We start from the raw sequence: 14,831 nt of genomic DNA on the forward strand, positions 1-14,831 counted from the left end.
ACTGCAAGGATCGACCGCAGACTCTCCCGAGCGAGGACCGCCCCGATGTCGACTGCTGGTATCACCGTGCCCGGCGCGGCGCCGCGCGTGCCGGTGTCCCGTCCCGGCTTCTGGCGTGCGCCGATCAGCGCGCGCACCTGGGGCGAGACGATTCACCTGACCCTGAACTTCCTCGTGGGCCTGATCGGCTTCATCTACGTGGTCGTGCTCATCGCGCTGGGCATCGGCCTGACGCCGCTGTGCCTGATCGGCCTGCCGCTGCTGGCGGGTGTCGTGGTGTCGTGCCGCGGCTGGGGGGCGATGGAGCGCGGCCGGGCGCGGCTGCTGATGGACGAGGTCGTCCGCAAGCCGGAGCCGTTCCGGCAGAAGAAGCCCGGCTTCGTCGGGTGGATCAAGAGCGCGTCCACGGACGGCACCGGGTGGCGTGGCGCGCTGTACCTGTTCCTGCTGCTGCCGTGGGGCGTCTTCACGTTCACGCTGGTGATCGCGCTGTGGTCGGCGACGCTGCTGACCCTGACGTACCCGGCGACGCAGCCGCTGTTCCGGTCGGCCGACCAGCCGGGCGCGCTGCTGAAGGGCGACGGGCCGAAGCTGGGTGGCGACGACATCTACCTCACCGGGCCGCTGTGGGTCACGGTGACGTGTCTGATCGGCGTGGTGCTGCTGTTCCTGACGCCGCAGATCATCCGCGGTGTGGCGGCGGTCGACCGGGCGATGGTGCGGGCGCTGCTGGGTCCGGCGTTCCTGTCGAAGCAGGTCGAGGAGCTGACGGTCAGCCGCGGCGCGGCGGTCGACACCGCGGCGTCCGACATGCGGCGCATCGAGCGCGATCTGCACGACGGTGCGCAGGCCCGCCTGGTGTCGCTGGCGATGGACCTCGGCATGGCGAAGGAGAAGATGGACTCCGACCCGGAGTCCGCGCAGCGGATGGTCGTCGACGCGCACAACGAGGTGAAGCTGGCGCTGCGCGAGCTGCGCGACCTGGCGCGGGGCATCCATCCCGCGGTGCTGACCGACCGCGGCCTGGACGCGGCGCTGTCGGCGGTGGCGGCGAAGTGCACGGTGCCGGTGGCGGTGTCCGTCGAGCTGCCGCGCCGGCCGAGCGCCCCGGTCGAGCAGGTCGCGTACTACACGGTGAGCGAGCTGCTGACGAACGTCTCCAAGCACAGCGGCGCGTCGTCGGCGTCGGTGACGGTACGCGCGGAGCGCGACCGCCTGGTGGCCGTCGTGGCGGACAACGGCCGGGGCGGCGCGGATCCCGCGCACGGCACGGGCCTCGCGGGGCTCGTCGAGCGGGTCCGCGGCGTCGACGGCACGCTGCGGGTCGAGAGCCCGAAGGGCGGCGGGACGCGGGCCACGGTGTCGCTGCCGTTCTGACGCGCCGCGGTTCCGACGCGCGCCCGACCCGCCGGTTTCCCCCGTCGGTCCGGCGCGCGTCGGCGGAGGTTTTCGGACACCCCGTGCGGTACGCCCGGTCCCCCGCCGCGCAGCGTGTGCACGGGGCCGCTTTCCATCCGGGAGACTGGTGCGGCCGGGGCGCGGGGCCCCGGCTGCCGGATGGAGGCTGCCGAGGCCGTGCGCGTCGTGATCGCTGAGGATTCCGTTCTGTTGAGAGACGGGCTCACCCGTCTGCTCGAAGACCGAGGCCACGAGGTCGTGGCCGCCGTCGACGACGCCGACCGACTGCTGGCCGTGGCCGCCGAGCTGCGGCCGGAAGTGTGCGTCGTCGATGTCCGGATGCCGCCGTCGTTCACCGACGAGGGGATCCGCGCCGCGGTCCGCATGCGGCGGGAGCTGCCGGATGTCGGGGTGTTGATCCTGTCACAGGCGGTCGAGGAGCAGTACGCGACCGAACTGCTGGCCGGGAGCACGAGCGGGGTCGGTTACCTGCTCAAGGACCGGGTCGCGGATGTCGGCGATTTCGTCGACGCCGTGGTGCGGGTCGCCAAGGGCGGCACGGCGCTCGACCCCGAGGTCGTCTCGCAATTGCTGGGGCGCAGCCGCAAGCAGAATGTCCTGGTCACGCTGACTCCACGGGAGCGGGAAGTCCTCGGTTACATGGCCGAGGGGCGGACCAACTCGGCCATCGCCCAGGCGATGGTCGTCTCGGACGGCGCGGTCGAAAAACACGTCAGCAACATCTTCGGAAAGCTCGGTCTCGCCCCCAGTGAGACCGATCACAGAAGGGTCCTGGCAGTACTCGCCTATCTCGGATCCTGACACTCTGGTGAACGGATTAGTGGACTCGTGTCATCATCCCCGCGACCGGAAGGTGGGTCGTCGTGGGCCCATCTCTGTCCGGAACACGGACAAAATCCATGTTTCCGGATGAAATCCGGCAACGAATCGCTCCCGTGCACCACCCGGGGCCCGGCTCAGGGCACCCTAAGTACAGCCGTACGATGAAACTGCGACAACCGCGCGGTGCGCGGACGAATCTGCCGCAGCGCCGAGGAGGTCCTCCACAGTGACCAAACAGGTCAAGCAGATCGACCGGGTAGTCATCCGGTTCGCGGGCGATTCCGGTGACGGAATGCAGTTGACCGGAGACCGTTTCACCTCAGAAACGGCCACCTTCGGCAACGACCTGTCGACTCTGCCGAATTTCCCCGCCGAGATCCGGGCACCAGCCGGAACCCTGCCGGGCGTCTCCAGCTTCCAACTGCACTTCGCCGACCACGACATCCTGACCCCGGGCGACGCACCGTCCGTTCTCGTCGCGATGAACCCGGCGGCGCTCAAGGCCAACATCCGCGACCTGCCGCGCGGCGCCGAAATCATCGTGAACACCGATGAGTTCACCAAGCGCGCGATGGCGAAGGTGGGCTACGCCACAAATCCGCTCGAAGACGGCTCGCTCGACGCGTACAACATCCACGCGGTCCCGCTGACCACCCTCACCGTGGATTCCCTCACCGAGTTCGCCATCTCGAAGAAGGACGCGGAGCGCGCGAAGAACATGTTCGCGCTGGGCCTGCTGTCGTGGCTCTACCACCGCCCGACCGAGTCCACGATCGCGTTCCTGCAGAAGAAATTCGCCAAGCTCCCGGTCATCGCCGAGGCCAACGTCGCGGCGTTCAAGGCGGGCTGGAACTTCGGCGAGACCACCGAGGACTTCGCGGTCTCGTACGAGATCGCCCCCGCGAAGCTGCCGTCGGGCACGTACCGCAACATCACGGGCAACCTCGCGCTGGCGTACGGCCTCGTGGCCGCCGGCCGGCGCTCCGAGCTGCCGGTCTACCTCGGGTCGTACCCGATCACGCCGGCCTCGGACATCCTGCACGAGCTGGCCAAGCACAAGAACTTCGACGTGCGCACCTTCCAGGCAGAGGACGAGATCGCCGGCATCGGCGCGGCCCTCGGCGCCGCTTTCGGCGGAGCACTCGCGATCACCACCACCTCCGGCCCGGGTGTCGCACTGAAGTCCGAGGCGATCGGCCTGGCGGTTTCCCTCGAACTGCCGCTGGTCATCGTCGACGTGCAGCGCGGCGGGCCGTCCACCGGCCTGCCGACCAAGACCGAGCAGTCCGACCTGCTTCAGGCGATGTTCGGCCGCAACGGCGAGGCCCCCGTGCCGATCGTCGCGCCGCGCACCGCGGGCGACTGCTTCGACGCCGCCATCGAAGGGGCCCGGATCGCGCTGAAGTACCGCACGCCGGTCTTCGTGCTGTCCGACGGCTACCTCGCCAACGGCTCCGAGCCGTGGCGCATCCCGGCCGTCGACGACCTCCCCGACCTGCGCGTGGAGTTCGCGACCGAGCCGAACCAGGAGATGGAGGACGGCACCAAGGTCTTCTGGCCCTACAAGCGCGACCCCGAGACGCTGGCGCGCCCGTGGGCCGTGCCCGGCACCGCCGGCCTCGAACACCGCATCGGCGGCATCGAGAAGGCCGACGGGATCGGCTCGATCAGCTACGACCCGGCCAACCACGACTTCATGGTCCGCACGCGGCAGGCCAAGGTCGACGGCATCGCCAACGACATCGAGCCGCTGCAGGTCGACGACCCGTCGGGCGAGGCGAAGGTGCTCGTCGTCGGCTGGGGATCGACGTACGGCCCGATCGCGGCCGGTGTGCGGCGGGTCCGCGCATCCGGCGGCAAGGTGGCGCAGGCGCACTTCCGCCACCTCAACCCGTTCCCGGCGAACACCGCCGAGGTGCTGAAGAAGTACGACAAGGTGATCGTCCCCGAGATGAACCTGGGGCAGCTCGCACTGCTGCTGCGTGGGAAGTACCTCGTCGACGCCATCGCGTACAACCAGGTCCGCGGCCTGCCGTTCAAGGCCGAGGAGCTGGCCCACGTGATCCAGGAGGTCATCGAAAGTGTCTGAGGCAACCGCTTCCGCCAACGGCCACGGCGGGTTCCCGTCGCTGACGCTGGTGCCCAAGACCGACGCCAAGCAGTCGGCGAAGGACTTCAAGTCCGACCAGGAAGTGCGCTGGTGCCCGGGCTGCGGTGACTACGCGATCCTCGCGGCGGTGCAGGGCTTCCTGCCCGAGCTGGGGCTCCGCAAGGAGAACATCGTGTGGATCTCGGGCATCGGCTGCTCCAGCCGGTTCCCGTACTACATGAACACGTTCGGTATGCACTCGATCCACGGGCGGGCCCCGGCGATCGCGACCGGTCTGGCGACGTCGCGCCAGGACCTGAGCGTGTGGGTCGTCACCGGCGACGGCGACGCGCTGTCGATCGGCGGCAACCACCTGATCCACGCGCTGCGCCGCAACGTCAACCTCAAGATCCTGCTGTTCAACAACCGGATCTACGGGCTGACCAAGGGCCAGTACTCGCCGACCTCGGAGACCGGGAAGATCACGAAGTCGACGCCGCTCGGCTCGCTCGACAACCCGTTCAACCCGGTCAGCATCGCGATCGGCGCCGAGGCGACCTTCGTCGCGCGCACGATCGACTCCGACCGCAAGCACCTCCAGTCGGTGCTGCGCGAGGCCGCGGCCCACCCGGGCACGGCCCTCGTGGAGATCTACCAGAACTGCAACATCTTCAACGACGGCGCCTTCGACCAGCTCAAGGACGCCGACACGCGCGACGATGTCACGATCCGGCTGGAGCACGGGCAGCCGATCAAGTTCGGCAAGGACCTCCAGCTCGGTGTCGTCCGGGGTGTGGCCGGCGCGCTGGAGGTGGCCGAGGTCGCCAAGGTCGGCGAGGACGCCCTCGTCGTGCACGACGCGCACCGCGAGAACCCGGAGCTGGCGTTCGCGCTGTCCCGGCTCGGTGACCTGACGAGCAACCACCACACCCCGATCGGCGTGTTCCGCAACGTCGAACGCCCGGTGTACGACACGCTGATGGCCGATCAGCTGGCCGCCGACACCGCCGCGCGCGGCGACGGCGACCTCGCGTCACTCCTGAGTGGCAACGACACCTGGACCATCGGCTGACAGTCCGTCATAGTGCAGTGCAGGACGCGGCCCCGGCATCCTTCGCCGGGGCCGCGTCCGTTTTTTCGGCAACGTATGCCCCGCGGCGCGGTGGACGCGCCTACCGTGGTGCCGTGACCAGCTTCCCCCGGCAGACCCCGTACACCGACGCGCGCAGCGGCCTCCGCGGCGACACCAGGACCGGCACCGGGGCGGGCACCCGGCCCGGCGCCACCGGTTCCGCGGTGGACGCCCGCGTGCGTGCCGACGCGATCCGGCGGTGGGAGATCCTCGACATGCCGCCGGACTGCTACCACGAAATCGCCGCCCTGGCCGCGCGATTGCTCGCGGTGCCGTACGCCGTCGTGACGATCATGGACGAGAACGACATCTGGTTCCACGGCCGGCACGGGCTCGACCTGCCCGGCGTCCCGATCGGCCCCGGCCTGTGCCAGACGATCGTGACGACGGGCGCGCCGCACGGTCTCCCCGACGCGTCGCTCGACCCCACCGCGTCCGCGAACCCGCTGGTCGCCGGGGAGTTCGGGATGCGCTTCTACCTGGGCGTCCCCCTGCGCACCGCGGACGGGCACACGATCGGCACCCTCTCGGTGTTCGACACCGCCCCGCGCCCGGTGCCGGACGACATGACCGACGTGCTGACCGCCCTCGCGGGCCTGGTGGTCCGCGAGTTCGAGATCCGGCTGGCCGCGCGCGCCGCCGTCGCCCGCGAACAGGAGGAACGCCTCGCCGCGGTGGACCGCACGCTCGACCTGGAGGCCGCCCTCGGCACGCACGGGACCATCGGGCAGGCCATGGGCATCCTCATGGCCCAGCGGCGCATCGGCTCCGAGGACGCCTTTGCGGTCCTGCGCCGCGTCTCCCAGAACAACAACGTCAAGCTGGCCGACGTGGCCCGCCGTCTGGTCACCGACGTGGAGAGCCGCATCGCCCGCTAGGAGTTGTCGTCAAATGTCATGCCCACATCAGCAGGGCTGCGAGGGTGACGGCGGCGGTGTAGGTCTCGGCGTTCTTCTCGTAGCGGGTGGCGATGCCGCGCCATTGCTTCAGGCGGTTGAAGCAGCGCTCCACGACGTTGCGTCGCCTGTAGACCTGACGGTCGAACGCGGGCGGGCGTCCGCCTCGGGAACCGCGGCGGACGCGGTTGCGAACCTGGTCGGCGCGTTCGGGGATGGTCGCGGCGATGCCCCGGCGCCGCAGCCACGCGCGGATCGCCTTCGAGCTGTAGCCCTTGTCGCCGACGACGCGTTCGGGGCGCGTCCGGGCGCGGCCGGGGCCGAGGCGCGGGACGCGAATCGCGTCCATGACCTGGGTGAAGCGGGTGCAGTCGTTGGTGTTCCCGCCGGTGACCACGAACGCCAGCGGGCGTCCGACCCCGTCGCAGGCCAGGTGGATCTTCGTGGTCAGGCCGCCGCGCGACCGGCCGAGCGCCGGGTCGCGGAGCCCCTTTTTCGGGCCCCGGCCGCGTGCTGGTGGGCCCGCACGACCGTGGAGTCCACGCAGACCAGCCACTCGATGTCGCCGGCCGCGTCCGCGCGGGCCTGCGCGGCCCGGAGCATCCGCTCGAACGTCCCGTCCGCCGTCCACCGGCGGAACCGCGTGTGCAGCGTCGCCCACGACCCGTACCGCTCGGGCACGTCCCGCCAGGCCGTGCCCGTCCGGAACTTCCACACGATCCCGTTGAGCACGGTGCGGTCGTCCAGCCGCCTCCGGCCCCGAACCGACACCGGCAGCAGCGGACGAACGAACTCCCACTCGGCATCCGACAGTTCATGGCGACGTATCACCCAACCATGATCCACTACTCAAGATCATTTGACGACAGGCCCTAGACCACGCCTGTGCGCATGCGAACGGCCCGCAGGCTCGCGCGCCTTGGGCCGCCGTACCGCGCAACGGCGTGGGGGCCGGGCGTGTCGGGACGGGACGGCCCGGAGTGGGACGGCTCGGGGCCGGACGGCTCGGAGCCGGTCTCGTTGCCGCGTTCAGACCACACCCCGCACCTTGTTGCGCATCACCGTCGACACCCAATCACCCAACATCGCGTCCAACTCGACCGGGGCGGCCAGCGGCCCCGGCTCGGGGGAGTACACGACCACCGCGAGACTGAACCTGGGGCGCCGCAGCGCCGCGACGGCACACGACCGGAAACCCCGCACCCACAACTCGTGGGCGGCCTCGGGCCACCGCGACTCCCGCTCCAGATCCGGCAGTTGCACCGCGCCCCCGCTGCGCAGCACGTCCGCCACCGGGCCGGGTCGGTCGACATCGTGCGCACCGACGACCTCGCCGAGGTCGATGTCGGTCGAAACCTCCGCGAGCAGCGCGTCGTTGCGCCAGAACGCCAGCGTCACATCGCTCACCCCCGGGAGCTTCCGCAACGCCAACTCCCCCACGGCCGCCAGCAGATCGGCGGCATCGAGCGTCCGCGGGCGCGGCTCGCGCACGGCGTACGGGACGACCGCGTCCCGAGCGAGTTCGAACGGGCGCGTGCGGAACGCGTCGCCGGAGCCGAGGGAGCCGTTGCGGAACGGGTCGGGAGTCATGACCCCACCTGGTGTGTCGCGGACAATGCCGGGGAGCCGGAACCCACCGCGCGCTCGACACGACGGAACCCGGCTACGGCTGACTGTCCAACCGCCCCCACCCTACGTCGTCCCTGCCCCCACCACCCGCCCTCGGGGCCCTGCCGTCGCCCCAGAACAGAACGGATGTGCCCCTGGACGACCAAGTCGGACGCGTGCGCGTGCTGTTCGCCCCGAGCGCCGGACCGTGCGGAAGGCTCGTCCGGTGCGACGCGGTCGGAATCGACTCCGCGGTGGAAGCCGCCGCTGCCGTTGATGCCGACGATCACACGGATGCCCGAGCCGTTGGCGCGGAACCGCGCCCACCGACCTCGCCGCGGCGGAGGCCTGGGGTCGGTGGTGGTCAGCAGGTGAAGTCGCGGTCGGACACGCGGGTCCAGGCGGCGGTGGCGAAGACGGCTGTGTAGGCGAGTTGGAGTTCGATGTTGCGGAGTACGCCGTCGGTGACGATCGGATCGCGCAACAGGTCGCCGTAGGCCAGCCATTGGTCGGTGAACAGCCAGGGGTGCAGTGCGTGGAACTGCGGGATCGAGGTGAGGATGGCCGCCACGATGACCAGGCCGACCGTGGTCGCCATCGCGGCGACCGGTACCGCGGTGAGGGTGGAGACGAAGAGCCCGACGGCGGCGATGCCGAGGAGCGACACGGAGACGACCGCGGCGATGGCGAGCGCGCGGAGCAAGGCCTCGCTCATCGGGATGGTGTCGCCGTTCAGGAGCGGGACGTCGCCCATCGGGAACAGCACCGCGCCGACGGCGAGCGCCGAGAGGGCGACGGTGAACGTCGCGGCGAAGCAGAACGCGACGATGCCGGCGTACTTGACGAGCAGGAGGCGCACGCGGCCGGCCGGGGCGACCAGCAGGTAGCGGAGGGTTCCGCCGTGGGCCTCGCCCGCGATCGCGTCGCCGGACACCACGCCGACCGTCATCGGCAGGAAGAACGGCAGCGTCGCGGCGAGCGAGGCGAAGACGAGGAACAGGCCGTTGTTGGTCACCTGCGACACGAACTCCAGGCCGTTCTCGCCGCCGTCGCCGGACACGCCGTCGGTGAAGTAGCGCAGCGCGACGCCGAGGAGGACGGGGACGAGCGCCAGGAATCCGAGCATCGCGTACGTGCGCGGGCGGCGGAACACGTAGCGCATCTCGCTCGCGAGGAGGCCCCGGCGTCGGGGCAGCGGGGTGCGGAGCAGGGGCGTGCGCGGGCGAACGGGCTCGGCGGCGGTAGCTCCGGGAGGCGCGGCGGCCCCGGGGCCCGTGTGGGAGTCGTGATCGTGGTCGTGGTGGGGTGCGGGGCCGGGGGTTCCCGTCGGCTGCGCCGCCGTCTCAGTCCTCGACATCGAAACCCTCTCCCGTCAGCGCGACGAAGGCGTCTTCGAGTGAGCCGCCCGTGGTGGTGAACGAGCGCACGCGCACGTCCGCGCGGACCAGTGCCGCACAGGCGATGTCGGGGGCGACGTCGCCGAGTTCGGCCTCCACACCGGTCGGCGTGGTGTGTACCGCGCGGGCCTTGAGCGCGGAGAGTACGGACACCGCCCGGCCGGCGTCGGGGGTCTCGACGACGAGGCGTCCGCGCACCGCCGACCGCAGGTCCTCGACGGTGCCCTGCGTGACGAGGCGCCCGCGGTTCATGACGGCCGCGTGAGTGCACACCTGTTCGATCTCGTCGAGCAGGTGCGACGACAGGAACACGGTCGTCCCGTCCGCGGCGAGCTGCCGGATCAGCGCGCGGATCTCGCGCATCCCCTGCGGGTCCAGGCCGTTGGTGGGCTCGTCGAGCACCAGCAGGTCGCGCGGGCGCAGCAACGCCGAGGCGAGGCCGAGCCGTTGCTTCATCCCGAGGGAGTACGCGCGGGCCTTGCGGTCGCCGGCCGCGGACAGGCCGACGCGGGCCAGCGCGTCGGCGACGCGGGCCGCGCGGGTGGCGGGGTCGGCGGTCCGGTCGGCGGCGTCGAGGCGCGCGAGGTTCTCGCGTCCGGTGAGGAAGCCGTAGTGGGCGGGCCCCTCGATGAGCGCGCCGACGCGGGGCAGGACCGCGCCCGCGGCCCCGGGCATGGGGCCGCCGAGCACGGTCGCGGTGCCGGAGGTGGGCTTGATGAGGCCCATCAGCATGCGGATCGTCGTGGTCTTCCCGGAGCCGTTCGGGCCGAGGAAGCCGAAGACGGATCCGGCCGGCACCACGAGGTCGAGGGCGTCCACGGCGAGCCGGTCGCGGCCGTACCGCTTGGACAACCCCCGGGTGACGACGGCGGGTTCGCGCTGTTCGGCGGGGGTGGGAAGCGCGTGCGGCGTGCGGCGGGTGCCGCGGGCCGTCGGACCGGCCGCCGTGGACGTGGTCATCGGCCCGCCGCGCTTTCCGCCACGACGCGCCGAAGCGTGTCGCCGTCCACCGCACCGGCGAACACCCGGCCGTCGTCGGTCACCAGGACGGTGGCCAGGCGCGTGGTGAACAGCGTTCCGTGGCCCCACGGGCCGTCGGCGGGGGTGCCGGCCTTGTCGAGCAGCGCGGCGATGCCCGCGGGGGGCTTGCCGTCGGGCTTGGCTCCGTCGGCGCCGGCTTTGTCGTCGGTTGCCGGGAGCCCGGTGGCGACGGGGAGTTCGACGACGGTGGTCCAGCCCTGGCCGTGCGTCCGCACCCCGTCGCCGTTCGTGCTCCCCTCCGTGCCGAGGCTCGCGGTGAGCTTGCCGAGGTCGAACGGACCGGCGGCGTTCTTCGTGTCGTCGGACGAATCGCCGTTGCGCTCCTGGACCTTCGCACCGGACGGCGGCTTGAAGTCGAAGGTGCCCGCGGACGGCTTGGCGAAGGACACCTCGGTGAACCCGATGTCGACGGCCGGCTTGCCGCCCTTCGCCGTGTCGACCACGACGCGCAGCGGTACGCCGGTCTCCGCGTCCACCGCGACGGTCGCGCCGCCGATGAGGCTGCCGGGCTGTCCGGGGGCGATGCGCAGCCGGTACGCGTCGCGCCCGGCGACCTTGTCGGTGCCCGCGACGGTGACCCGCGTGGTCGGGTCGGCCGCGGCGAGCAGCTGCCGGGCGGCGTCCCGCGGGGTGGTCGCGAGCGCACCGGCCGGTGGTGCCGCGGCGTCTTCCGGGAGGGTGGTGTGGGTGGCCTTGTTGGCGCGGCTGTCGTACGTCCAGACGTCCCGGCCGTTGTGGACGATGTTGTACTCGGCGAGGTCGGCCTGGATGCCGACGCGCTGCCGGTCGGGGCCGTCGATCGCGACGCGGAGTGTGTGCGTCCCGGTGACCAGCGCGTTCGGGTTCGCGGCGCCGCTGCCGCCGGGGAGGGCGGGCAGGCCGAGGTGGGTGCCGAGGCGGATCGAGCCGGACAGCGCCTCGGTCCGCGCCCCCGCGATCCTGGCGACCAGCTCCTCGGCGGTCACGGAGGGGAGGTTCGGGTCGGAGTCGTCGTCGGCGAACGCGCTCGGTCCGTACGCGATCGCACCCGCGGCGAGCGCGGCGATGCCGAGCGGCAGCGCGACCTTGCCGGTGGTGCGCAGTAGTGCGGGCATGGGGAGCCCTTCCCTGGATGGCGGAAATGTGGACGACGGGCCTCGCCGGATGCGGCGGGATGCCCGATATCCAGGGGATCACCGGGCCCGGGCGTGCGGCATCGGCCGAGGGGCACAGCGCCGCGTACGCCTTCCGGAGCAGTTCTCGTCCCCGCGAACTACTTGGCGACTACGGCATCCCTCCTCCGTGGCGGGGTGCGTCTCGCACGCTCATCCCGCGGTCGCCGCGCGTGGCGCCCGCAGGGAGGCGACAGCGAAAACCACCAAAGCCACCCATACCAGTGCAAATCCGCCCCAGCGTGCGGACGTGACCGACGCGTCCACGTTGGTGATCAGGCAGGAGGCGACGCCGCGGCCGTGCCGTGTGGCGGAGAGCACCGGCGGATGCCGGTCCCGGGCCTACCGGGTCGCGGCGGGAGAGGCCGGAACGCGCGAGCCCCGCGCCGCCTCGGTACTGGGAGCCGGACCCCGGGGCTTTTTGTCCACTGCGGGATAATCCCGTTATTTGCGCACCTTGCTACGCTCGGAACCATGACGACGACTCCCGCTGACAAGCGCGCCGCGGTTGAGCGGCGGGCGCCCGATCTCTCGTTCCTCTTCTCCCACGCCGGCCACGTGCTGGCCACCGAACTGACCGCGCGCCTCGCGGAGATCGACATCTCACCGCGCGGCCAGTGCGTTCTGGTCCACGCGCTCGACGGCGAGATGACGCAGATCCAACTCGCCGAGTTGAGCGCGCTCGACAAGACGACGATGGTGCTCACCGTCGACGACCTGGAGAAGAAGGGCCTCGCCGAGCGACGCCCCTCCCCCACCGACCGGCGGGCGCGCATCATCGCCGTCACGGACGACGGCTACGCCAAGGCCGTCGAAGGCCGCACGGTCGTCGACGAGGTGCACAACGACGTGCTGGCGGCGATCCCGGCCGACGAGCGCGAGGCGTTCGTACGCAATCTCGAACTGCTGGTGCGCGGACGGCTGTCCACACCGGTCGAATCCGGTCGGCCGGTGCGCCGGGGCGGGCATACGGGGAGTCGGAACTGACCGATGCCGCTCGTCTCGTTTGCGGGGCGCGCGGCCGTGAGGGGGGTCCCCGGGGGCGTCTCGCCGGGAGTGTGTGCCGGCCTTCCCGGTGTCAGCGCGTCCAGAGCCGGTTGGGGCGGCCGGTGCAGTCGTACAGGCGGATCGCGGCGCCGTCCTGGGTGGCGGAGCCCCCCAGGTCGACGCACCGGCCGACGCTCTTCGTGTAGAGCGTGTTGTTCACGGGGGTGAACCGCCGCGCGGGGCTGCCGTCGCAGCGGACGAGTTGGACGTAGGTGCCGTTCGCGGTGCCGCCGTGTTCGGCGTCCACGCACCGCCCCGCGGAAGGACGGGCGTTCCGGTCTGCCGTTGTCGCGGGGCCTCGGACACGGACTCTCCTCTCGCGCTCTCCTCTCGCGACCGGGCGGCGGCCACGCCGCGTCGGTGTGGCCGCCGCCCGGGCCGCCTCGGCACCGGCCGGAGGTGACGGCGACTGTCCGGAAAGGACGCCCGAACCGCCCACCCGGAAGCCGAATTGATGCCGCGTCAGACAGATCCTCGCGGAAACCCGGATGCCCCCCGTCAACGGTGGCGTCCGCCCCCGGGCCCGGCCCACCCTCGCCACATCCTCAATAAACAAGTCTCATAGATATCGTCTCTTACAAAACCATCTGCTAGCGTCTCTCCCGTCGCACACCGCCGCGCACGCGGCACGGCCCCGGAGGAGACCCGCCATGCCGCAGCCCGGCCCACCCGGTCGCAACGACGACCCCGACGTGAAGTCACCGCGCACGTACCGGCGTTCGTACGCCCTCACGCTGCTGTGCGCGGGCATGCTCATGGTGATCCTGGACGGCACGATCGTGACCGTCGCGCTCCCCGCGATCGGCGACGACCTCGGCTTCTCGTCCGCCGACCTCGCCTGGGTCATGAACATCTACATGATCGCGTTCGGCGGCCTGCTGCTCCTGGCCGGACGACTCGGTGACATCTTCGGACGCAAGCGGATGTTCCTCGCGGGGATCGCCGTCTTCACCGCCGCGTCGCTGCTGTGCGGCGTCGCGGCGTCACCCGAGATGCTGCTCGTCGCACGGTTCGTGCAGGGCGCGGGCGGCGCGAAGGCCTCCGCGGTGAGCCTCGGCATGATCGTCACCCTCTACCCCGAGCCCGCCGAACAGGGCAAAGCCATCGGCGCGTTCAGCTTCATCGGTGCCGCGGGCGCCTCGCTCGGACTCGTCCTCGGCGGGGTCCTCACCGAGGCCGCGAGCTGGCACTGGATCTTCCTGGTCAACCTGCCCATCGGCGCGGTCACGCTGCTGCTGGCCACGCGCGTCCTGGCCGCCGACACCCCCACCGGGCCGCGCGGCAAGGCGGACGTGGTCGGCGCGGCCCTCGTCACCGCGGGGCTCATGCTGCTCGTGTACGCGGTGGTCAAGGCCGAGTCGTACGGCTGGGGTGCGGCGAAGACGTGGGCTCTGGTCGCCGGTGCCTTCGCGCTCCTCGCCGGCTTCGCCGTCCGCCAGGCCCGGGCCGCGACGCCGCTTCTGCCGCTGCGCACCTTCCGCTCGCGCAAGGTGACGGGCGCGAACCTCATCCAAATCCTCACCATCGCCGCGATGTTCGGCTTCCAGGTGCTCGTCGTGCTGTACATGCAGCACGTGCTGGGCTACGGATCGGCCAAATCCGGCTGGGCGATGCTGCCCACCGCCGCGGCGATCGGCGCCGTCTCCCTCGGCGTATCAGCGCGCCTGATCGCCCGGTTCGGCCCCCGCAACGTCCTGGTGGCGGGCCTGCTCGCGCTCACCGCGGGCATGCTCTACCTGGTCCGCGTCCCCGTCGACGGCTCGTACGCGGTCGACCTGCTCCCCGTCTTCGTCCTGCTCGGCGGCGGCGGACTCGTCCTCCCCGCCCTCGCCACCCTTGCGATGTCCGACGCCCGCCCCGAGGACGCCGGCGTCGTCTCCGGCCTCTTCAACACCACCCAGCAGATCGGCGCGGCCCTCGGTGTGGCCCTCCTCAACACCCTCGCGACGTCCCGCACCGACGACCTCCTCGCCGACGGCAAACCCCCCGCCACCGCCCTCACCGAGGGCTACCAACTCGCCTTCACCGCAGGCACCCTCCTCCTCGCCACAGCAACCGTACTCACCCTCGTCCTCCTCCGGCCCACCCGCCCGAACCCCCACCCCGCCCCCGAACCCCTGGTCCACACCTGACCGCGAAAAACCCGTACCGCACCCACCCCACCCCGCAGTACATTCACCCCACGCCCCCGGTGCGCAGGACACGGTTACTTCGCCTGAAAATCGAAAC

General features: G+C 71.4%; 12 protein-coding genes and 1 pseudogene. 7 read left to right on the forward strand and 6 right to left on the reverse strand.

The features are described 5' to 3' along the window. Positions 1-45: 45 nt before the first annotated feature. The 5 genes from LO772_RS14460 to LO772_RS14480 all read left to right on the forward strand — a co-directional run bounded on the left by LO772_RS14460 (position 46) and on the right by LO772_RS14480 (position 6,340). On the forward strand, positions 46-1,377 hold the full coding sequence (locus LO772_RS14460) for a sensor histidine kinase (RefSeq protein WP_231778815.1): 1,332 nt from the start codon (positions 46-48) through the stop codon (positions 1,375-1,377). 198 nt (positions 1,378-1,575) lie between these two features. Continuing rightward, a complete protein-coding gene (locus LO772_RS14465) occupies positions 1,576-2,220 on the forward strand; it encodes a response regulator transcription factor (protein WP_331717348.1) in 645 nt (214 codons plus the stop codon). A gap of 247 nt (positions 2,221-2,467) precedes the next feature. Next, positions 2,468-4,330: a 2-oxoacid:acceptor oxidoreductase subunit alpha gene (locus LO772_RS14470; RefSeq protein ID WP_231778817.1), complete on the forward strand. Its 1,863-nt coding sequence runs from the start codon at positions 2,468-2,470 to the stop codon at positions 4,328-4,330. After that, positions 4,323-5,402, forward strand: coding sequence for a 2-oxoacid:ferredoxin oxidoreductase subunit beta (locus LO772_RS14475; RefSeq protein WP_231778818.1), 1,080 nt, complete (start codon positions 4,323-4,325; stop codon positions 5,400-5,402). The genes LO772_RS14470 and LO772_RS14475 overlap by 8 nt, the downstream gene beginning before the upstream one ends. 113 nt (positions 5,403-5,515) lie before the next feature. Further along, positions 5,516-6,340 carry a GAF and ANTAR domain-containing protein gene (locus LO772_RS14480; RefSeq protein ID WP_231778819.1) on the forward strand — a complete coding sequence of 275 codons (825 nt, stop codon included), beginning with the start codon at positions 5,516-5,518 and terminating at the stop codon, positions 6,338-6,340. Between the two features lie 16 nt (positions 6,341-6,356). Here the strand turns inward: LO772_RS14480 and LO772_RS14485 are convergent. From LO772_RS14485 to LO772_RS14505, 5 genes and pseudogenes are all read right to left on the reverse strand, one after another. Further along, a pseudogene (locus LO772_RS14485) lies at positions 6,357-7,189 on the reverse strand (IS5 family transposase). Positions 7,190-7,387: 198 nt separating this feature from the next. Then, on the reverse strand, positions 7,388-7,948 hold the full coding sequence (locus tag LO772_RS14490; RefSeq protein WP_231778820.1) for a hypothetical protein: 561 nt from the start codon (positions 7,946-7,948) through the stop codon (positions 7,388-7,390). Positions 7,949-8,330: 382 nt separating this feature from the next. Beyond that, the gene (locus tag LO772_RS14495) at positions 8,331-9,323 is read right to left on the reverse strand and encodes an ABC transporter permease (protein WP_443089414.1); all 993 of its coding nucleotides are present in this window, start codon (positions 9,321-9,323) and stop codon (positions 8,331-8,333) included. Then, positions 9,310-10,323: an ABC transporter ATP-binding protein gene (locus LO772_RS14500; protein ID WP_231778821.1), complete on the reverse strand. Its 1,014-nt coding sequence runs from the start codon at positions 10,321-10,323 to the stop codon at positions 9,310-9,312. Before LO772_RS14500 ends, LO772_RS14495 begins: the two co-directional genes overlap by 14 nt. Continuing rightward, entirely contained in the window at positions 10,320-11,498 is a 1,179-nt protein-coding gene (locus LO772_RS14505; RefSeq protein WP_231778822.1) for a LolA family protein, read from the reverse strand. Before LO772_RS14505 ends, LO772_RS14500 begins: the two co-directional genes overlap by 4 nt. Positions 11,499-12,029: 531 nt before the next feature. Between LO772_RS14505 and LO772_RS14510 the strand changes: the two genes are divergently transcribed. Then, entirely contained in the window at positions 12,030-12,542 is a 513-nt protein-coding gene (locus LO772_RS14510; RefSeq protein ID WP_231778823.1) for a MarR family winged helix-turn-helix transcriptional regulator, read from the forward strand. A 91-nt stretch (positions 12,543-12,633) separates the two neighbouring features. Here LO772_RS14510 and LO772_RS35795 read toward each other — a convergent pair whose 3' ends face one another. After that, a complete protein-coding gene (locus LO772_RS35795) occupies positions 12,634-13,143 on the reverse strand; it encodes an RICIN domain-containing protein (RefSeq protein WP_331717332.1) in 510 nt (169 codons plus the stop codon). 109 nt (positions 13,144-13,252) lie between these two features. On the opposite strand from LO772_RS35795, the gene LO772_RS14520 reads away from it, so the two are divergent. Then, entirely contained in the window at positions 13,253-14,734 is a 1,482-nt protein-coding gene (locus LO772_RS14520) for an MFS transporter (RefSeq protein WP_269453206.1), read from the forward strand. Positions 14,735-14,831 lie beyond the last annotated feature (97 nt).

The organism is Yinghuangia sp. ASG 101 (genome assembly GCF_021165735.1).
Lineage (GTDB): Bacteria > Actinomycetota > Actinomycetes > Streptomycetales > Streptomycetaceae > Yinghuangia.